General features: G+C 60.3%; 19 protein-coding genes and 1 riboswitch. Of the genes, 9 read left to right on the top strand and 10 right to left on the bottom strand.

The features are described from left to right. Positions 1–22: 22 nt before the first annotated feature. Positions 23–1,240, bottom strand: a complete 1,218-nt coding sequence (locus ACX80B_RS01140; RefSeq protein ID WP_459292839.1) for an NAD(P)/FAD-dependent oxidoreductase — start codon at positions 1,238–1,240, stop codon at positions 23–25. Positions 1,241–1,466: 226 nt separating this feature from the next. On the opposite strand from ACX80B_RS01140, the gene ACX80B_RS01135 reads away from it, so the two are divergent. Together ACX80B_RS01135 and ACX80B_RS01130 are read left to right on the top strand one after the other, a co-directional pair. Continuing rightward, positions 1,467–1,949 carry a pyridoxamine 5'-phosphate oxidase family protein gene (locus tag ACX80B_RS01135; RefSeq protein ID WP_459292175.1) on the top strand — a complete coding sequence of 161 codons (483 nt, stop codon included), beginning with the start codon at positions 1,467–1,469 and terminating at the stop codon, positions 1,947–1,949. Between the two features lie 67 nt (positions 1,950–2,016). Further along, positions 2,017–2,232, top strand: coding sequence for a hypothetical protein (locus tag ACX80B_RS01130; protein WP_459292173.1), 216 nt, complete (start codon positions 2,017–2,019; stop codon positions 2,230–2,232). Between the two features lie 13 nt (positions 2,233–2,245). On the opposite strand, the gene ACX80B_RS01125 is transcribed toward ACX80B_RS01130, so the two are convergent. The 3 genes from ACX80B_RS01125 to pdxR all read right to left on the bottom strand — a co-directional run bounded on the left by ACX80B_RS01125 (position 2,246) and on the right by pdxR (position 5,626). After that, positions 2,246–3,001: an alpha/beta fold hydrolase gene (locus tag ACX80B_RS01125; protein ID WP_459292171.1), complete on the bottom strand. Its 756-nt coding sequence runs from the start codon at positions 2,999–3,001 to the stop codon at positions 2,246–2,248. Between the two features lie 38 nt (positions 3,002–3,039). Next, the gene (locus tag ACX80B_RS01120; RefSeq protein ID WP_459292169.1) at positions 3,040–4,086 is read right to left on the bottom strand and encodes an FUSC family protein; all 1,047 of its coding nucleotides are present in this window, start codon (positions 4,084–4,086) and stop codon (positions 3,040–3,042) included. Positions 4,087–4,201: 115 nt separating this feature from the next. Further along, a complete protein-coding gene (gene pdxR / locus ACX80B_RS01115; RefSeq protein WP_459292167.1) occupies positions 4,202–5,626 on the bottom strand; it encodes a MocR-like pyridoxine biosynthesis transcription factor PdxR in 1,425 nt (474 codons plus the stop codon). A 130-nt stretch (positions 5,627–5,756) separates the two neighbouring features. On the opposite strand from pdxR, the gene ACX80B_RS01110 reads away from it, so the two are divergent. The 4 genes from ACX80B_RS01110 (at position 5,757) to ACX80B_RS01095 (ending at position 9,788) form a co-directional block, all read left to right on the top strand. Further along, positions 5,757–6,644 (top strand): dihydrodipicolinate synthase family protein, encoded by an 888-nt coding sequence (locus ACX80B_RS01110; RefSeq protein WP_459292165.1) that lies wholly within the window; start codon positions 5,757–5,759, stop codon positions 6,642–6,644. A 3-nt stretch (positions 6,645–6,647) separates the two neighbouring features. Continuing rightward, a complete protein-coding gene (locus ACX80B_RS01105) occupies positions 6,648–7,829 on the top strand; it encodes an MFS transporter (RefSeq protein WP_459292163.1) in 1,182 nt (393 codons plus the stop codon). A gap of 4 nt (positions 7,830–7,833) precedes the next feature. Beyond that, complete coding sequence (locus ACX80B_RS01100) at positions 7,834–8,469, top strand: LysE family translocator (RefSeq protein WP_459292161.1); 636 nt, start codon at positions 7,834–7,836, stop codon at positions 8,467–8,469. 174 nt (positions 8,470–8,643) lie between these two features. Continuing rightward, positions 8,644–8,848, top strand: a riboswitch (cyclic di-AMP (ydaO/yuaA leader). A 4-nt stretch (positions 8,849–8,852) separates the two neighbouring features. Further along, positions 8,853–9,788 (top strand): C40 family peptidase, encoded by a 936-nt coding sequence (locus ACX80B_RS01095; RefSeq protein WP_459292159.1) that lies wholly within the window; start codon positions 8,853–8,855, stop codon positions 9,786–9,788. A 617-nt stretch (positions 9,789–10,405) separates the two neighbouring features. On the opposite strand, the gene ACX80B_RS01090 is transcribed toward ACX80B_RS01095, so the two are convergent. The 4 genes from ACX80B_RS01090 to ACX80B_RS01075 all read right to left on the bottom strand — a co-directional run bounded on the left by ACX80B_RS01090 (position 10,406) and on the right by ACX80B_RS01075 (position 12,644). Further along, positions 10,406–10,705, bottom strand: coding sequence for a DUF4193 domain-containing protein (locus ACX80B_RS01090; protein WP_026534505.1), 300 nt, complete (start codon positions 10,703–10,705; stop codon positions 10,406–10,408). A gap of 58 nt (positions 10,706–10,763) precedes the next feature. Beyond that, positions 10,764–11,093: a hypothetical protein gene (locus ACX80B_RS01085; RefSeq protein WP_459292156.1), complete on the bottom strand. Its 330-nt coding sequence runs from the start codon at positions 11,091–11,093 to the stop codon at positions 10,764–10,766. A 245-nt stretch (positions 11,094–11,338) separates the two neighbouring features. Continuing rightward, a complete protein-coding gene (locus ACX80B_RS01080; protein WP_459292154.1) occupies positions 11,339–11,722 on the bottom strand; it encodes a DUF3040 domain-containing protein in 384 nt (127 codons plus the stop codon). A gap of 70 nt (positions 11,723–11,792) precedes the next feature. Further along, a complete protein-coding gene (locus tag ACX80B_RS01075) occupies positions 11,793–12,644 on the bottom strand; it encodes an alpha/beta fold hydrolase (RefSeq protein WP_459292152.1) in 852 nt (283 codons plus the stop codon). Between the two features lie 51 nt (positions 12,645–12,695). On the opposite strand from ACX80B_RS01075, the gene ACX80B_RS01070 reads away from it, so the two are divergent. Beyond that, positions 12,696–13,556, top strand: coding sequence for a hypothetical protein (locus ACX80B_RS01070; protein WP_459292150.1), 861 nt, complete (start codon positions 12,696–12,698; stop codon positions 13,554–13,556). 49 nt (positions 13,557–13,605) lie between these two features. Here ACX80B_RS01070 and ACX80B_RS01065 read toward each other — a convergent pair whose 3' ends face one another. Continuing rightward, positions 13,606–17,256, bottom strand: a complete 3,651-nt coding sequence (locus ACX80B_RS01065) for a bifunctional glycosyltransferase/CDP-glycerol:glycerophosphate glycerophosphotransferase (RefSeq protein WP_459292148.1) — start codon at positions 17,254–17,256, stop codon at positions 13,606–13,608. Between the two features lie 284 nt (positions 17,257–17,540). Between ACX80B_RS01065 and ACX80B_RS01060 the strand changes: the two genes are divergently transcribed. After that, positions 17,541–18,839, top strand: a complete 1,299-nt coding sequence (locus tag ACX80B_RS01060; RefSeq protein WP_459292146.1) for an AI-2E family transporter — start codon at positions 17,541–17,543, stop codon at positions 18,837–18,839. A 30-nt stretch (positions 18,840–18,869) separates the two neighbouring features. Here the strand turns inward: ACX80B_RS01060 and ACX80B_RS01055 are convergent, their stop codons facing one another. Then, on the bottom strand, positions 18,870–19,100 hold the full coding sequence (locus tag ACX80B_RS01055; protein ID WP_459292144.1) for a hypothetical protein: 231 nt from the start codon (positions 19,098–19,100) through the stop codon (positions 18,870–18,872). Positions 19,101–19,291: 191 nt separating this feature from the next. Between ACX80B_RS01055 and ACX80B_RS01050 the strand changes: the two genes are divergently transcribed. Beyond that, the gene (locus tag ACX80B_RS01050) at positions 19,292–19,999 is read left to right on the top strand and encodes a hypothetical protein (protein WP_459292142.1); all 708 of its coding nucleotides are present in this window, start codon (positions 19,292–19,294) and stop codon (positions 19,997–19,999) included. Positions 20,000–20,061 lie beyond the last annotated feature (62 nt).

Below are 20,061 nucleotides of genomic sequence, written 5' to 3'. Positions count from 1 at the left end.
CCGATGATCCAGAAAGCGTGGACTATGCTCGGCCTTTGAGGATCAGCTTCCAATAGACCTGAGGAAGGATGTACCGCTCAAGCACCCACGTGGAACGTCTTTCCCTGGCCATTGCGTTCCATTTGGGGACTGTAGGTTTAGGGCGGTACTCGTCGTCAAATTCGGAAAACACGACGGACGACCGGGACACGGTGAAAGGGCAGGCGGAGTAGCTGTCATATTTGGCGCTGGGACGTCTGCTGTTGAGCACTGCCCTGATATTCTTCGCCACCACGAGGGTTTGTTTACGCAGCGCTGCCCCGGATTTCGAGTTCCTTGTCCCGGCAGCATCGCCAAGTGACCAAACATTCGGGTAACGGTTATGCCTCAGCGTTTCGGGATCCACGTCGACGAAGCCATCCACGTCGGCACTCGGGGAAAGGTCAGTTGACTTGAGCCAGTCAGGGGCCGACTGCGGGGGCACTGCATGGAGGATGTCGTAAGAGATTTTTTCCCTTGCGCCCGTGACCCTGTTCTGGACGACGACGGCCCGGCCTCCGGCGTCGACCTCTGCCAGTTCGCTGTTGCAGTGCAACTCCACTCCGTATTCTGCAATCTTGCGGTTAAGCTCCTGATCGATCAAAGGCATCCCGAAGATGGTTGGGGTTGGGACGACCATCACCACGCGGATGTCCTGAAGGACGCCTTTCCTGCGCCAGTAGTCACAGGCTAGGTACATCGGCTTTTGCGCGGCCCCGGCGCACGACGCTGCGCCGGCGGGCTGGTTGAAAACAACCGTTCCTTGCGTATGCGTGCGCAATAGCGTCCAAGCCTTAGCCGCAAGGTCAAATTCGTAGTTTGATGCACCATAGGGGGAGTCCATTGCCTCGGTCAGGCCCGGCACCGCTTCCCAGTTCTTTTGGATGCCCGGACAGACTACTAGATGGCCATAACTCAGCCGCCGTCCGGATTCGAGGACCACAGTATTGGACACCGGAAGGATATCGACGACTCGGTCCTGAATCCACCTGATTCCACTCGGAATCACGGAACTCTGGGGGCGGACGGCCAGCTTAGGGTCGGCAGTTCCACCGGCGATGTGCGACAACAGCGGCTGGTATAGATGCTCTTCGCTGGGTTCAACTATGGCGACGTCGGAAACCTTATAGCGACGCAACCGGCCAGCGAGGGAGATACCGGCATTACCGCCCCCGATGATCACCACGTTGTGGTGCTCGCTTCCGTGCTGTCCTCCGGTGATGCTCACCGCATGCTCCTGATGCCTGGTTTCATGGCTCGACCTTACAGTTGGCCGGTCGACAATGTACATGCCGCCTCGGCACGGCTCGGTCGAGTGGCATTTATCCGATAATGCTAAGTATCCTTACAGTTTTTCCGGTATTGTGGATGGAGGTTCGCGTGGTCCTCCTTGAACTCGCGGGACGCGTCCCGGTCAATGGATGAGAACAGCAGAAAGGACACCAAATATGACGGAGACAGAAGAAGTTCAGAAGGTAGTCGATCTGATCAACGACGCCAAGATTGCAATGGTCACCACCATGGATGGGACCGGTAAGCTGGTCAGCCGTCCGTTGGCTGTACAGAACGTTGAGGCCGACGGTGACATGTGGTTCTTTACTCACCGGGACACTTCCCAAGTAACACATGTGCAAGGAAACCCGACAGTCAACGTTTCGTTCAGCCAGAAGGGCTCCTGGATATCTGTCAGTGGTCAAGGACAGGTCGTCGAAGACAGGGCCAAAGCCAAGGAGCTTTGGTCCGCCGAGGTTGAAGCCTGGTTCCCCGATGGGCCGGAAACGCCTGGACTTGTCTTTCTTCGAATCGATGCGGATTCAGCTGGATACTGGGACACTCCAGGTGGTGCCGTCACGTCCGCGGTCCAGTTCATCAAATCCAAGACCACCGGCGGCAAAACCGATGTGGGTGAAAACAAAACTGTCGAACTCTAAGCACCGGGCGCGAACGGTCCGGATACCGGAAACCGCTTAGACGGCGGCAAGTGAAAGGAAGGCACTAATGGTCAAGAAACTCTCAGAACTTGGACTCAGGAGCGAGCACGCCTACACGGCGGCGTTTGTTTCAATCGCATTGTCGTTTTTGTCCTGGGTCGCAAGTTTGAACAAGGAAAGCAAAGGCATCGACCGAGCCGATCGCTGGGGCATCTTTGTCGGCGAGTGGGCCCCGACCTTTTTCGGACTTGGCTTGGCTCTGCGCGGCTACGAAAAGAAGTAGACCGAGGCGTAAATCACATAGCGGTAGGCGCGTGCATCTGCAGGCAGAGCCGGGCTACGGCAGTGGGATCTGTGTACATTACCGCATGTGGTTCGCCGGCAACGCGGTCTATGCGGCCGTCTATGCAGGAACCGGCTAATTTCTGGAGCCAGCGTTCCGGAGCCACCGGATCCCTCGCTCCGGCCACCAGCAACAGCGGCATCCCGAGGGCTGCGATATTCTCTTCGGTCGGGTACGACAGCAGCGCCGGCATCGTGTTGGCGAACCACTGTGGACCGCAGCGGAGGTAGTCAAAGGCCACGACGAGTTGCGACTTAAGTGATGCGCGGGCGGAATTACGCATCAAACGTAAAGCTTGAGCACCAAGGGTGCGCTCGCCTTCTTCGGCTGTGGGGCCTAACAGTACAACGGCGGCCGCGGCATCATGTTGCTGCCGTGCCATTTCGGCAGTCACCTGTGCGCCCATGGAATGGCCGACAAGTATCGCGGGCCCTATTTGTAGAGCTTTCAAGGCCTTGACGGCAACACTGGCGAAATCTGCGATATCGAAGGCCCGGTTCGGTGTGGGAGTACTCCCAAAGCCGGGAAGATCCAGAATGTGTACCGTTCCCTTCTTCGCAAGCATGCGCGCCAAGGGCAGAAAGTACCGGTGCGAGGCACCTATTCCATGCACCAGCACGAAAGCCGGTCCTTTCGTCCCACCGGAATGGATATTCATCCGTACGCCATCAACGTCAATGGATCGTTTGGTGAATTTCGATTTCAGCATAGTCTCCTTGTTGGTTGTCTGCTGCAGCGATGAATTGATCAATGAGCAGTGGCTCCCTGGGTTCGTGGCCGTACGGTGACCAGTATCCGTTGCAGGGTCATGGCGATGGTGGCTGCGGCGCTCATGGAGGCGGGGCCGGCGGTGCGGTGTTCGTCGATTCCGTTGAAGAGCGCTTCGATGCTGGTCTCTGCCCGGTCGGTGGGCTCCTGTCCTTCGTCCTTGTTCTCCCAGATCGTCAGCATGTCCGCCACCGCAAGGATGGCCTCGCTCAGAGGTGGACACAACTCGGTGGGAAGCTCCACTGGGAACGGTTTGCCCCAGACTGCTCCGGCGAGGACTTCGGTCAGGTCGCGGATGTGGAAGGTTACATTCTCGAGGGCAGCCAGATCCGCATAGTCTGCGTCCAGGTCCCTGTTGTGGATGCGTGCGCGCGGGTTGCCTTTCCGGCTGTCGTCGGCGATGTGGATGGTTTCCCGGACTTCCGCCGCCGTGCCCGCGAGAGCCTCGTTCTGGGTTGCCCAGTCCTCCCGCTCCGGCGGCCAGTTCTCGGTCAACGCTGTGCCGACGTCGTTAAGGTGGCGGGCGAGGCTCCTGCGGAAATGTGAGAACTTTTGGACCGCTGAATCGAATGTCAGGGGAGGCAGGACGAGGAGGTTGATCAGCAGCCCCACGGCGACACCGACGGTCATCTGCACGAGGTAGCCGATCGAATACTGGCTGGCGTCCTGCCCGCCGACGATCAGCACAAACAGGGCTGCGATCGGCAGGTATTCCTGGCCGGGAGCACCGAGCCACCGCATCCCGCCGATCAGGACGCCGGCGGCCACCACGAGTGAGATGGTCAGGAAGTTTGGTGCCCCGAAGGCCAGCACGATCGCAGCGAGCAGGATTCCGATGGCGAGTCCGCCGAGGATCTGCAGGCCGTACTTGGCCGAGCCTTTGAGTGTCGAATGCATGCTGAGCAGTGCACCGAGGGGGGCGTAGTAGGGATAGTCGTCGGCGACGCCCGGCATGTAGGGTGCAACCACCCAGGCGATGCCGACTGCGAGCGCGGCCTTGAAAGCCAACAATAGTTTGTGGCTCATCATGGGTGGCTTTAACGAAATGGCGATGCGCTGCCATAGGCGGTTCGCGGCGATGTGAGATGGCTCCGGTTCGTCCAGTGCAGGTTAGGACCGGGGCTTGATCCGCTTCGTAAGCCTACTTGCTGTTTCCGCGCGGTGCGAAATCGGGCCTGCCGTCAAGCAGATCGATAATGACGTCCAGGCCTTCAGTGAGCTGAAGATCGCTGGGAGCACCGTAACCGATGACCAGACCGTTCTCAGGCTCGCGGTCGGCGTAATAGGCGTCCAGTGTGGCCATTCGGATTCCCCGGCGAAGAGCCTCATCGGCCAGCTGAACGGCGTCCCTCCCGCGAAAACGCAGGATCGCGTGAAGTCCACCGTCGAGGGCGCCGAGGCGAAGGTCTGAACCGCCACCCAGGCGTTCCAGAAGGAGCGCCCTGCGGTGTGCGTACTCGCGCCGCGCCCGGGCGATGTGCCGTGAAAGACCTCCGGCCTGGATGTAGTGGGCAAGGGCCGACTGCATGATCCCGGGAACCGGTGTATCCAGTCCTTCACGCATGGCTTTCAGCGCGCGCCCTGATTCCCCGCCGACCACGAGGTAGCCGCACCGCAGCCAAGGACTGAGGGACTTGGAGAAGGAACCCAACAGCGCAACATCAGCCTTGGATGGAAGTGAAGCAACGGCGGGCAAGGGCATCCTGTGATGGCGGAATTCGCTGTCATAGTCGTCTTCGAGGACGAGCACGCCATGTTCGGTTGCCCAGTTCAGAAGATCCAGCCGCTCCTGGACAGGCATCCTGCCGCCGAGCGGGTACTGGTGGCTCGGGGTGATCAGCACGGCGTCCGGCATCCGTTCAAGGGTGGCCAGCTGGGAGGCTCTCAGCCCGTCTTCATCGACAGGCACTGTTTCCAACATGGCACCGGCCGCGGTCATCACCCGCCTTGCCGTTGGATAGCCAGGGTCCTCGACGAGTATCCGGGGGTGCTCTCTGCGGCGCCGGAGGGTGGCAACGGCCAGCTGCAAGGCGTCGCTTGTTCCGGCCGTAATGATGACATCATCCGGTCCGACGGCGAGTCCCCTGGACACGGCCAAATGTCCGGCGACTGCCTGGCGCAGGGAATCGGTGCCAAGGGGTGGAGGCAGCTGCGTGGGTCTTTGTTCGGAAACCGCCTTGCGCCAGGCGGCATGCCACTCGCGGTTCTTGAACGGCCTGCCCGACGGACGTCCCGGTGTGAGATCGATGATCGGCCCGCTGTCCTGGATGTGCGGGACAGGATGTTCCTTGAGGGCAGGATGTTGAACGTCCGGGCGGATCACCACCCTGGTCCCGCCGGCCCCGTGACTCTCCAGGAATCCCTCGCCGGCCAATTGCTCAAACGCGCGGACCACAACGCCGCGTGAAATACCGAGCTCAGCGGCCATCCTGCGTGTTGCCGGAAGCGTGTGGTCCGGCTGGAGCACCCCGCCGAGGATGGCCTTGCGAAGCTGGTCAGCCAGTTGAGCGGCCAGTGGAGCCGGGCCATCCCTGTCCAGTGTGACCGGAAGCTCGATCTCGCCCAAATGGACCTCCCAATGTGATCATTCTTGGACCTAGTGTAGGACCAAGAACCCTGCCAACATAAAAACCGGAATCAAATGCCATGCAGCTGCTCCGCCTTATGCGGCCTGCAGCCGGATGAAAGAAGGGTTTATGTTCGACGGACTCTGTGCCTTTCCCCTTACGCCAATAGACGACGACCGTGTCGATTTGAAGGCCGTTGCTTCGTTGGTTTCGCGGGCTGCGGGAGCTGGCGTGAACTCCCTTGGCGTGCTCGGCTCCACCGGGAACTATGCCTACTTGTCCCGCGAAGAACGCCATGCCGTGCTGGAAGCCGCTGTCGATGCCGCTGACGGGGTCCCGGTCATTGCCGGCGTGGGTGCCGTGCGCACGCGCGATGTCCTTGCGCATGTTGAAGATGCCCAGGCAGCAGGGGCTGCCGGCTTGCTGCTGGCACCGGTGTCGTACCAACAATTGACAGAGGCAGAAGTGTTCAGCCTCTACGAGGGCGTCTCGGCGGCATCCTCCGTACCGATCGTCGTCTACGACAACCCGGGTACCACCGGGTTCACATTTTCGGATGAACTGTATTCGCGCGTTGCCGGCATTCCGGCGATCGCCTCCATCAAAATCCCGCCGCCCCAGCCGGGACAGGTTTCCGCACGCGTGAGGGAGCTGCGCTCCCTGTTGCCGGAACGTACTTCGATAGGGATCAGCGGCGACTCTGCAGCAGCTGAAGCGCTGCTTGCCGGCTGCGGCGTTTGGTACTCGGTGGTCGCAGGGGTGCTTCCCGGGCCGGCCAAGGTGATTGCTGATCATGCGTTGGCGGGCCGCGGTGATCTGGCACTGGAAGCGTCGACGAATCTGGAGCCGGTATGGTCGCTTTTCGGTATGTATGGGAGCTTGCGTGTAACCGCAGCAATTGCGGAGGAACTGGGTCTGACCCCCTTGCAAAGCCTGCCGCTGCCCCTTCAGGGATTGGACAGCGAGGGCCGCAGGAAAGTCGCGGATGCCATTCGCCGGTGCGGATTAGAGGGGTGAACCGTGCGCGGCGGGCTTGCCCGTTATGTCGTCGCAGCCACCTTGGCCCGCAGTGCGGACGGGGGAGCGGTGGTTGCCATCGTTCTGCTTGTGACGACGAGTGGGTCGCCCGGATGGCTGGCCGGCGTTCTTGGTGCGTGCATCACCGCTCCCCATCTGCTTGGACCCTTCATTGCCAGACGCCTTGATACCGCCCGCGACGGCCGGTCCGTGATTGCACTGGCCTGTATGGCCCACGGGGCGACGCTTGCGGCAGCTGTACTGCTGTTTCCGGTGACGTGGCCCGTCATCTCGGGCTTGGTGCTGATTGCTTCCGGGCTGGTTGGTCCACTGCTGACCGGTGGTATCAGCAGCCGGCTTCCGGCCATAGCGGGGCCGGGAAGATCGAGCCAGCGCCGGGCACAGGGCTGGGACGTCGCAACGTACGGTATTGGCGGCACGATCGGACCCTCACTTGTTGCCGCGGTTTCGGCCTGGTCCAGCCCGGCGGTGGCAGCGCTGATCCTGGCTGCGGCCACGTTTGCCGCAGCAGGAGTAATCAGGCTCCTGCCATATTCGCCGCCTGCTGCTGCCGCCTCGAAGGTTCCTCAGCCAGGACGCACACTGATAATGATGATCTCGACGGGTTCCTTGCGCAGGACACTTTATCTGACGGTTATTGTCGCCCTGTCGGTGGCGGTGCTGCCCATCACGGCCGTAGCCTCCACGGGCGGGTTCGCCGTCGAACCTGCTGCAGCAGGTGTCCTTGTCGCGGCCTACGGATTGGGTGGCCTGGCAGGTTCGGCAGGAGTGATGCTCCGGCCGATGCGGGCCGACGCCGACCGCCTGATGACGTGGCTTGCGACTGGAGTAGGGATAGGCCTGGCCGGAGCGGCATTTGCGGGAAGTTTCCCGGTCGCAGTGGCGGCCTACTCCCTGACGGGGATCATGAATTCGTATTTCTTCGCGGCAACCCTGGCTGCACGCAGCGAATATGCTCCGCCGGAGGCCCGGGGCCAAGTGTTCGTGTGGGTCGGAGCCCTGAAGATCACTGCCGGCTCGGCGGGGACCGCTTTGGCCGGTGCCGTCGTCCTGCAGGCCACCGAATTGCCCCTGTTTTTGGCAGTGGCCATCATTACTGCCGCCGTGGTTGCCTCGGTCCTCGACCGCCGGGTCGAGACTAAGGTACCGATCGGTGTTCAATAGAGGAATGACCCTCTCGTCCTACTTGGCTTTCTGCGGTTTGTGCGTCGTCCTGGCGGTGACGCCCGGTCCCGAGAGCCTGCTGGCCCTCCGGTACAGCCTCCGCCGGGTAACAGCAGGCCTGGCTGCATCCTGCGGTTCGGCTCTGGGCAATCTGATGTGGGCGGCTTTGGTCGGTATTGGGCTGGCGTCGCTGATTGAACAGTCTGCCGTTGCCTACCGGGTGCTGAAAATACTCGGTGGCTTGTATCTGATCTATCTCGGCATCCAGGCCTTCCGCGGGCCACGACCGGACAAGCTGCCGGCCGATGCCGGCAAGGAGGCGATCAGAAGTGCGGGTCTGCCGGCGTTTGGGGCCGGATTGCTCTCCTGCATGATGAATCCCAAGGTCGGGCTGTTTTACATCGCCATCGTGCCCCAGTTCCTGCCCCGGAACGGTTCGGTATTCGCCACCACCATGCTGCTCGGTGCGACGCTGGGCGCCATTATCCTGATCTACCTTGTCGTGCTGTGCCTGGTCGCGGCGAAGGCGAACGCCTGGCTTAACCGGCCCCGCGTGACCAGGAACCTGGAGCGTAGCTCTGGGGCGATTCTGGCGGCACTCGGCGTCGGAACGGCAGCGTCCGCCGTCGTCGAAACTTAGAACGCAGTCAGTGGTCAACGGTGCATTCGGGGCTTTCGACTGGGAGCCGAAAAAGCATACTTTTGTGATTGCTGGTAAAGATGTTTCAGATGTTACCGGAGTGGCGCATGGTGACAAGATGCACATTTGTGATGTACTGTCAGTTTTGCGTCGATTTCATCACAATCGATGTCCTTGATCAGAATGCCTAACTCTGCCACTAGATCAAGGTCCGTTCGCACTTCGTCCGGCAGGGGCGGGGAAACCGTAGGGACTCGCTACAAGTCCCAGGGGTGAAGACACGTCAGGCCACCATGGATTTTCACGGTGGAACCAACTGTGTCCGGGTGACTCCCATCCGAATCCGACAGCTAACCCCGCAGGCACAGGGAGAGGCTACATCTGTGTCCAAGCACGCACGCCACCGCGCGCCGGTGCGCATTAATACCGCCAAAGCACTTTCGTCGGCCGTGGCTTCCAACGCCGGCGCTGTCGGCCGACCTGCGGCCGTTCTCGCTGCATCATCGGGAATGCTGCTGACCATGGGCGCCACCGCCAACGCGGCCACCCACACCGTTGAGCGTGGCGATACGCTCAGCAAGATCGCCAACCAGCATGGTGTCAGCCTGAGCAACATCTTTTCGCTGAACGGTATGGGCTGGAATGACACCGTCATTTACCCGGGCGATCGCATCCAGTACTCGAAGAGCTCGCAGTCCGCGCCGTCGAGCAGCGTCTCCAACGGGGGCAGCACCGCGGCGAACAACACCTCAAGCGTTTCCGCCAAGACCCACACCGTTCAGTCCGGCGACAGCCTGGGCCGGATCGCGTCACGGTACGGCATCAGCCTGCAGACCGTGTTCCAGCTGAACAACATGGGCTGGGACACTGTCATCTACCCGGGCGATGTGATCCGGGTTTCCGGCAGCGCGCCCGCCTCCAACGGGGGAGCGGCGCAGTCGAACAATGACCGCCGCGTCAGCAACGTGTCCAACGATGTGCAGAAGCTGCCGTCCGCCTCCGGCCTGGCCGCCACGGCGCGGGCCTTCCAGGGTGTTCCCTATGTGTGGGCCGGCACGTCTCCGGCCGGCTGGGACTGCTCCGGCTTTGTGCAGTACGTCTACGCCCAGAACGGGATCGACCTGCCGCGCATCTACCAGTGGCACGCCATGGAGCGCACGTTCAATCCGAAGCCGGGCGACGTCGTCGTACAAAACGGCGGCGGCCACGTAGGCATCTACCTGGGTAATGGCAAGATGATCAGCGCCCTGAACCCGAGCCAGGGAACGATGATCCACAACGTCAATGCGATGCCGGTCGTCGGTTTCTACACCATGTAAAGACCCAGGCGCGGTCTGCTGGGGCCGTTCCTGACGATACAAGTGCGCCGCCGGAGATTCTCCAGCGGCGCACTTGTTTCACGGTGACTTGAGTAGTGGACATGGTTAAAAAGTGGGCGAGTGACGGGCGGTAGAGTGGATTTATCAAGATGATCAGGCAATGATCATTAATGTGTTCGACCAGCTGAACGCGGACTACTACGAGCAGGGTTCGGAGGCAACGCAAGATGCCGAAAGTCACTAAGGTGAACATCGCGGCTGCGCGGGCACAGCGGGACATACTCCGCCGAAGTGGGAAAGAAGTTCCGGAACGAGTCGAACACCTCGCTTCTTTATCGTACGTCCAGACACAGAAGGCGGAAGCGGGAGAAAAGGCGTCCGCCGATTCCGGTGGTGGTAGACGAGCCGGCACCACAAAGGGACGTACCGCCCAACGAGCGACCGCGGGCAGGCGCGCCGGAAGAACTTCCTCCACACGTTTTTAAATAGCCAAGTCCTCATAAGCGGGCAGTCGGATCTTCCCTCATCTGCAAACAACAAGTGCGCCGCCGGAGAGTCTCCAGCGGCGCACTTGTTTTATAGCTGTTGTCGGCTGCGGTGCAATGTAGCCGGCTGGTTTAGCCTTCGCAGTCCTTGCAGTAGACCATTCCGTCTTTTTCACGGGCGATCTGCGAGCGGTGGCGGACCAGGAAGCAGGACATGCAGGTGAACTCGTCCTTCTGGGCCGGAACAACCCGGACCAGCAGTTCTTCGCCGGACAGGTCTGCGCCGGGAAGCTCGAATTCTTCGGCTTCCTTGGCTTCATCGACGTCGACGGCGGAGGACTGGTTATCGCTCCGGTGTGCCTTCAGCTCCTCGAGGGACTGTGAGGCGGTGTCGTCGTCGGTCTGACGCGGTGCGTCGTAATCTGTTGCCATTTATATGGACACTCCAATTTCTTTATTTCTGAAGTAGTTCTGAGTGAACAACCGCAGCCTACGGTTTATTCGTTCCTGCGTCTTCCGCGGCTTGCCGTATGTCCAGTTCCTCGGCCAGCTCGTGAAAGCGTCCGTGGGTTTCGGGGTGTGGCCCTCCGCGGTAGATGTATTCCATGTCCATTTGCCGGGACACACGGCTGTTGAGGATGTGCAGATCATCGGTTGCCATCCCGGACAGATCCAGGGGGAAGGCCTCGCCGGGCTGCAGGTACGTACCTGAAGCGTCGGAACCTGATGGGACAAGCGCCTCCTCCATGGGGTTGTTGGCAGCACCGGCCCCGGCGGGCTGCGGACCTGCCGAGGGGGCGGAGCTCATCTGATCACTCATGCCGGAACCCCTTGCGGAGCCATAACAAGAACGACAGATTTGCCGGAAAAAAGTAGTGGGCCGGTGTCCATACGGACAGCCGTCTGCAGCGTAAGTTCCACGGGTTTACTCCCTTAGAAGTTTCCATGGCCACTGCTCAACCGCCAACAGAGTACATAAGGAATGCGCGCATGTAAAACGCGTGGCATGACAACGGGTGATCGTGTCGCCCAGCGCCCCGGGACAGCGTCCGGGGCACAGCAGGTTCAACCGTTGTTTCTGCGGCCGAAATACTTTCTCAAGGACCGGGAGGTGGGTCCGTCGGCCTTGAAACCAAGCAGGACGGTCCAGGCAATGCCGGCGGTGATGATCAGCAGCGCCACAACTCCAACCAGGGCAATTGAGAAGGTCATGGAAACCACTAGTGCGACTAAACCGATAACGACAGTGAGCAGTCCGAGCAGGACATGCTTGGTCGACCGGTTCGGGTTATCCCCGGAAGAGAGAGAGGCCGCGAACCGCGGATCCTCCTCCGCCAGGCGTTGTTCGAGTTCGGCGAGTTCCCGCCGCTCGCGCTCAGTCAGGGACATCAGCCTCGCCCCCGGTGGAACTGATAGGTGCTCATCGTCAACTCCGAAGAAGAAACTCATGGCCGACTGCTCGACCTCTAACTCTGATTATATGCGGCGCCGCGGGGTCCGCAAGGTTTGGCGGCCAGGATCACAACCGGCTCCCGGCGCTTGTCATGGAAGACATGCCGGAAGTCTGAATCCCCCTTCCTGTGGGCGGATGTTCAATCTCAAGGAACTTCCGGATCCCCGCGGCAACGTCCTCTGGCGCGGTGTGCTGAACACCATGGGCGTGGCCCGGTATTTCGAGCAAGCGGCCGTTCTTTGCACCATCGGCCAGCCGCTGGGACCATAACGGCAGAGCCACCGGATCGTACTCGCCTCTCACGACGAGCACCGGTTGGTCCACTTCTGAAAGCCGGTCTTCGAGAGGGTAGGTCATTACCACCGGCAGTTCGCGGTGAAACCAGCGGGGCCCGCACCGCATGAGGTCCAGCAATTGCCGTCCGGTCAGCGATGGGGATTCCATCAGGGCGTTGTAAAACAGTGCCAGAGCCTGTTCGGAAGCCGACCGGCGCGCGGAGTCGACGGCCGGGCCGATCAGGATGAGGTGCGAAGCCAGCTCCGGCTGCTCAATGGCAAGCTCGACGACGGGTTGGGCGCCCATGGAATGCCCCACGAGGACGGCGTTGCTCACTCCGAGTCCATAAAGAACCTTCGCGAGCAGGCCGGCGTAGTCTGACATCGAGAGACGAGAGTCCGGTGTACGGGTGCTTCCGAATCCTGGCAGATCGATCGAGTACGTGTCGCCGACGTCGGCAAGGACATTGTGCAATCTGTGCAGGTACCGGTGTGACATGCCCATGCCGTGGATCAGGACAAAGGCAGGGAGCCCTTCGGTCCTAGGTGGACTGGCGCTGGAGTGAATGTGGCATTCCAGACCGGCCACTTCCATGCTTTGAAACGACGCCTTGTTTTGCAGCGGTGCGTTCCTGATGTTCATACCTGCAATTCGCTGCCATCGGTGCCATGGATTGCCAGATAGGATGCACTGGTGACTTGGATACTCCCTTCCCGCCCAAAACGCAGTGTCAGCGCAACAGACCGGACTGAACTAAGAAACCTCAGGAACGACCAGGAATACGCTCTCCTGCTTGAGACAATTCGGGAAGCTGGATCCGGCAAGAGAATTTTCTACGTGCCGAATATCGGCAATTGGGGCGATGGCCTCATACATGAGGGAACGGTTCAGTTCCTTCAAGAACATGGCATTGAATACACCCAGATTGACCGGCCGAAAATTGCGCAGATACGAAAGGCATTGGAAGGGACAGGTCTCGGCCTTTCAGATACTCTCCTTATCGCAGGCGGTGGAGGTGCCTGGTGCGAGGCGTGGTCCAGCACCCGGAATTTTCTAACGGCGAACGCTTCGCTCTTCGACCACGTAGTGCTATTACCTACAACCTTCGAACTGCCTCCCCTGGAGAACGTCGACCCTGACCGGATCACCTACTTCGCCCGCGATCGTCACACGAGTCAAGCGGTAAACTCGGCGAGCATGTTTTGCCATGATATGGCGTTCTATCTGGACTTAACGGTCCCGGTGGGGGAGCCCATGATTGAGCGGGGCAACTTCTTCCGGGACGATAAAGAGAAGCACCCTGACGCCAAGATGCCCGCAGACAACCTCGACCTCAGCCTGCAGGCTAAGCATCTGCAACCTGCTCTGCCTTTCTTCCAAATTCTGGCTCCATACCGGAAGATCTATACCGATCGGATGCACATAGCGATTGCAGGATCCATGCTGGGCCGGGAGGTAGCGCTTTATCCGGGCAACTACTTCAAATCCACTGATGTCTTTCGCAGCAGTATCGAACCCAACTACCCGGCTACCGCACTGGAAGTTTGGACATAGCCGACGGCTCGAAGGCGCAATGTTTCAGCCCGGCCTGAACTCGAGGGGACTAAAAAACAGCCTCTATGACACGCCGGGCCGCGTGCCCGTCGTCGTACGGTAAAAATCTCCTGATAAACGCATCGTAGGCGGCTGTCCGGTGTGAAGCGGGGTCAGCCCGCATCTCTATGGCAGCGGCAAGCTCGTTCGTTGAGTTGACCAAGGGGCCAGGGGCGATGGTTTCCAGATCCAGATATAGGCCGCGGCTCCCTTCCCTGACGGAATCGAGATCGGGAACCAGGAAATAGATGGGTTTTGCCGTATTGCAGAAGTCGAACATCGCTGAAGAGTAGTCGGTCACCAGAATGTCGGCAGCCAGATAAAGCTCATTGATGTCCGGGTATGACGTTACGTCCACCCCGATATCCAGGGACGAATTCCGCGGTCCTGTCATATCCGGATGACTCCGGTGCAATACCACGTAGTCGTTTCCCAGGGCGCTTTGAAGAACGCCGCAATCCATGAAATCGACCTGCCCATGCGGTTTCCCGATATCACTCACATCGTCGCGCCAGGTGGGGGCATAAAGAATAGCCTTTTTATGGTCCGCGATTCCAAGCAGTTCCCTGACCTGCCGGCGCCGGCCATCCTCGGCACCGGACAACGTGTCGTTTCGCGGGTAGCCAGTGACCAAGGATTCACCGTTGTAGCCGAGGGCTTTAGGCAGCACGTCCGCAGCAAAGTCGTTCTGGGCCAGCAGGATGTCCCAATCCTCAGCCTCGCGTTTTAAGGCTGCAAGTTCAGGCAGCTCCAAATGTGCAGTTGGGCCGTCGTGGCCTGTCCTCTTCAACGGGGTGCCATGCCAGGTCTGAATGTATTTCTGCCTGGAGTTTTTACGGAAGTAGTGGGGGAACAAGCCGTTATTCACGAGGAGCCCAGCGGATCCGAGCAACTCATACCACCGCCGCGAGTGACGTATCACGGGCACAGCACCGGCCGGCACGGGGATGGACCGATCCTTGACCGACCAATATTTGGTTCGTGTATCGCCCAGCCGGACCAGTTCGCGGTGGAGTTCCAACCCGCTGTCTGAGACAGCGCGGCCTCCGTACGATTCAAAAAGGATCGACTCCTCTATTCCAGGCCGGTGCACCGTCGAATGCAGGCTGGTTATGAGCCCGGTTTGCTGGAACTTTCCTGATTCATCAGCCTTTAGTGGTGCAGCAAAAGAGATGTAAAGATTCGCCGCGACGGCACTGCGTGTAACGCGAATTGTTGTGCTGTTCGTATCGAACTCGAGCGGAAGCGATGACTCAAGTCCCGCAGTCACCGGAACAGTGCCTTGGAATGGTTCGTCCCCGTCTTCCTTGGTGAGATACAGCAAAGAATAATTTCCGGGTTGAGGAGCTGCGACAATCCTTCCCCAGATTTTTTGGGCCAGCGGAAACTCCACGTCAAAGATGCCGTCGTCGTCGATGGTGAAGCGGGAAGCCTCCATATTGCGCTCGGCGGAAGCGAGGATCATTTTCTGGACTCCAGGGCGGAATCCGGTCGTGGATCCAGCAGTTACGCGGCCCTTGATAGCCAACGTTGCTTTTTCGCTGTCCAGGGTTACTGTTTCGGCGAAGATGGCCAGGGCGGATTCTCTTAGCTCCAGCTGGCCGAGTCCGTCTACGCTCGGCCGTAAAGGCAGGCCTTCAGGATACTGATGGCGTAGTTCAGCAGAAGAGCCGGGCCAGGTGAGGCGATGCAGGGCCCCGGAACTGGACCGTCCCCGTATTTGCCACACCTGCGGTTTCGAAGGACTTTCCCCTGGTGCTGGGGCGGTCAATTCCGGCAGGGCTACGAGGAATTCCGCTTTTCCGGTGGTTGAGTTTCGTGGTGCCGCGGTTAGGGATATTTTCCGGCCCCGTGCCTGCAGCACCAGACTTTCCGCCGTTTCGCCGTCCGGCGTCGCTATGTCCAGTTCAAGATTGCGGCCATTCAGCCGGACGGCCGGAACCTTCCACGTGACAGGGACGACTTGGAGGATCAATCCCTTGCCGTCGTCAAACCGGGCAACGCACCTGCTGGCTTCACCTGCCGCCACCAGGGGCAGGGTTGCAGCGGGACCCGAACGATCGCGCCCGGAGAACGGACCGGAGACAGCCACGTCAGCGACCCGTAACGTCATCTCCAGTTGCCACTCCGCCGCGTCAGTACTGCCAGGTGCGGCGTTGGCGTTTTCCAGGGAGCGGGGATCGATGGTTGTTTTGAATGCCGCTCCGACGTGGCTGGTCCATGCGTCATTCGAGGATTGGTCTATTGCATCGTCCCGAAACCGGCTGACGGGCAGCTTGATGGGAGCTCTTCCATCGTCTGCCTTGAGCCATAGGGTCAATTCCGAAGGGTTTGACGCCAAATCCAATCCAGGAACGTATGCGGCTCCTTCGACGTCGAGCTTTCCTTCCGCGCCGGCGCGGACGGCGGTCAGCCGGCTCCGGAGTTGGAGATAACGCGGATCAATGAGCAACAGGCGCTCTTCGATGGGATGTTGCAGGCTGGTCAGGAACGACGGCTCGGCTGACAGCACACCCCCACGGTTCACAAGCGGGAATGCAGAGCCATATTGGGCCAAGTGCAGTAGAACGGTCTCAAGATCGGAGCGGTGTCCGGCTGCCACCAGGTGCACCAGCAACCGTTCATGCACCCTCATCCGCTGCCAGACAGCGTCGTCGGCCCTGGCCAACAACTTCCGCACCCCGATCTGGAGAACAGTCCAATACCCATCGGAGACTCGAGGGATCTGCCGGTAATATTGCCCCAGGTCGTGGCCGAGTATCCTGGCGAACCAGTCCCGCCATACCTCTTCATCCGCCTCTGCCTGCACGAGAGTGGACGTACGGTCAACGACCGCAAGCCTGTCTTCAAGGTTGCCCATACTGGTTTTTTGCTGGGTGATTGAGGAACGATCGAGGCGGATCCGCCACTCATAAACTACGTCCGTCAGAATGTCGAAGGATTCCGCGCGGAGGAACGCCTTGGCTGATGGCTCCTGGTCTTCATAACGGAGTCCTTCGGGAAATCCGCCGACTTGCGCATCCCAAAAGGAACGGCGGAACATCTTGTTCCAGGCAAACACGTCCCGAAGGGCCTCCGGGAAATCCGTAATGCTGATTCCTATCCGCTGGCGACTATGAACGCCCCCGGCCGATCCAAAGGGTTTGCGACGGTCCCCGGCCAGTCTCCGCACAGATCCGACGGCGAAGTCCGAGCCTGATCTCTTGAGCGTGTCCACCATCAATTGATACGCGCCCGCCGGGACGACGTCGTCGGAATCAGCGAACGTCAGGTACCGGCCATAGGAGTGGGCAATTCCGGTGTTCCTTGCAGCGCCCAAACCAGCGTTAGGCTGCCTGACAATCGTGAAGCGCGAATCGCTGGCTGCATACCGCTCGGCGATCGCCAACGACCCATCGGTGGAACCGTCGTCGACGATAATGATTTCCATCCGGGTGATGGGTTGAGCAACCAGACTCGACAAACATTCGTCCAGGTACTGCTCTACGTTGTAGACAGGTACGACAACGGAGAGTATCGGGGCGGGCGGGGGAGCTGTCTGACTGGGCGCTTTGGTATCTGTTGCCAGAATCCGCCGCACAACCGGTTTGAGCCGGCCTTTGAGCGTGGGGGGCAGCAACCGCCACGAGGCCCGCAGAATGTCTGTATTGCGATTCTTCAAGGAATGCATTCACTACTTTCACTTCAAGGTCACGCCAGGGGCGCACGATGCAAAATCTCCGACTGGCCGTCCGCGGTACCGTCTTACGATACCAACGTGCAGAACGGCGCACCTCGTTTACTTCTAAACGCAGGCGGCGCAGCGTTTGGGATGCTTTCTAAGCATGCTTATGATGACGTTGGTATCCGGAAAGGGCGCCGTGCAGCCTGTCTTCCTGGCAATCGCTGGCATTCGCCAGAGGTCGACCAAGGGGTAGCTGACCGAAGAGGAGTGGAGATACAGACATGGGAAAAGTTCAACAGATAAGTCCATGGCGCGACAGCATGGGCCGCAGCAGCACCAGGGCGGCGCAGACATTACTGCTGCTCGCATTGGCGACGGTGCTGGTCTACGCCCTGATCCAGGTTTCGCTGGTCGTTATCCCGCTGCTGTTGGCGTTGATTCTCGCCGCCGCGATTGCGCCGTTCGTTAACTGGCTGCGCCGCAAAGGATGGCCGAGCGCAGCGGCCACCGGTTTCTCCTTCGTGATGCTGCTGCTCGTGTTCGGAGGAATCATTACAGGCATTGTCTTCGCGGTGATGAGTCAAGCCAGCGAACTAGCCCGCCGCGCCACCGAAGGCTTCAACCAGGTCTATAACTTTATTCGGAATGCTCCTTTACCAATCAGCGACCAGCAGATCGAACAGGCGAGGAACGCCGTCGTCGATTTTGCCACCAGCAGTGCTGTGGGAGCAGGAGCACTGTCCGGGCTTAGCGCCGTGACAAGCTTCATCACTGGCGCCTTGCTGATGGCAGTCATCCTGTTCTTCTTCCTCAAGGACGGCGAGCGGATCTGGGCGTTCATCCTGCGCGCATTCAAGGGCAAGCGACTGGTGAAGGCCCGCCGCGTGGGTTACAGCAGTCTGGCAGTGCTCGGCGGCTACGTACGCGGGACGGCGATTGTCGCCCTTGTCGACGCATTCTTTATAGGTATCTCGCTCTTTTTCCTGGGGGTCCCGCTCGCGCTGCCGCTGGCCGTCATCGTATTTATAGGCGCTTTCATCCCGTTGGTGGGCGCTACCCTGGCCGGTGTGCTGGCCGCCCTCATCGCACTGGTGGCCAATGGACCGTTTACGGCGCTGATGGTGATCATCGTGGTAGTTGTGGTCAACCAGCTTGAGGGAAACTTCCTGCAGCCGGTCGTGATGGGCCGGACCCTCAGCGTGCACGCCCTGGTGATCCTGCTCGCGCTGACTGCCGGAACCATCCTGGCCGGAATTGTCGGCGCCATCCTGTCCGTCCCGGTGGCCGCCGTCGGCTGGGCCGCGATCAAGGCATGGAACGCGGAAGATGACGATGCGATCACCCAGGAGGATGTCGAGGAGGCTGAACGCGCCACTGCACTGGACGAGACCGGACGGGGTCTTAGCGCAAGTCCCAAGAGCAAGCGGGGACAGAAAAAAGCTCAGGCTGACGCCGCCGTCGACGTTGCTGACACCCGTCCTGTTTCAGCCGCCCGGCCCGTCGATACGGGCGACGAGGCGAAGGATTCCGGCAAAGACGACGACGGTCAGGGAAAGAACGGCGGGCCTGCAGGGTTTTGACGTAATCGGGGACGCTTCTGCGCGCTCTTGTTAGTGGCCGATACCTTCTTCGCTTGTTTGCTCAGCGCTCATATCTGCGACGGCGATAATTTCGGAGGGTTCCAGGCCGGACGCCTTGGCAATGTCCTCCACGCTCTGGCCATGTTCAAGGGCTTCGGCCACGCGCGAATCAAGATTCAGGGTTGCGTGATCGCGTTCGAACTCGGCCGATTCGAGATCCGCTGCTGCGATCCAGACATTCTTGACGTCGTCTTCATTCATCTTGCTCGTCTCCAGCCAATCGATTCTTACCGGCACTGCGACAGTGCCGATGGGGGAGTGAAACGCCGTACTCGCAGTATGGCAGACCTCCCGCGCTTCGGAAGGGTCACGATTGCGCCGCCTCAGTCACGATCGCGTTAAAGTCGTTGTTCCGTTCGAATCAGCCTGCCTAGCGTTGAATGTGGGGACTCTTGAGCTCGCAACCTATGGAGGGCAACGCGATGAAAGCCGACGAGAAGCTGGAACCACCGGTGCGGTGCGGGGCGGAAGAAAACTGGCCGGCGTCGCATAAGGCCTGCGGTGCTGTGGCGAACCTGATGCGGTTCGCGGCAGTGGTGAGCCTCTTCGCCGCGATCGCGTGGATGGGCAGGGGAGAGATTGCATTGTTCGCGATCGTGTTCCTTGCGCTGCTGGTGCCCCGGATGACCTTGATTCCCCGCCCGTTCGACGCCGTTTTCTGCGCAACCCTGCTGTTCGCTACCTGGGCCGCCGTCGAAGCCTGGTACCAGCAGATCCACTGGCTGGACGACGTCGTGCATTTCACCACCAATGGAGCCGTGGCGGGCACCGTCTACCTGGTCCTCGCCCGGATCAACCTTGTCCGTGGATCCGGCGGCATGGGTCTGCAGCGCAGCTTGGCCGCGCCCGTGATCCTGACGACTTTGATGGGGCTGGCCATCGGGGTGATGTGGGAATTCTCGGAGCGCGTGGACACGATCCTCAATCCCAACACCATGCACAGCTACGCAGATACCGTCGGGGACATGGCAGGCGGAGGACTCGGCTCCTTCCTGGCCGGACTGGCTGTCCTGTGGCTGCTCACCGCCGAGCGGGATTCGACGGAGGCCTCCGACGTCGAGAGTCCGGTTCTTCCATCTAGGCTTGGCATGTGCGGGTGACCCGATTGATCAAAACCATGGAACGTCGACAGGTTGCCTTGTACCTGCTGGCCATCGTCACC

It is taken from the genome of Arthrobacter monumenti, from assembly GCF_054511255.1.
This window is presented reverse-complemented; position numbering and strand designations above follow the sequence as displayed.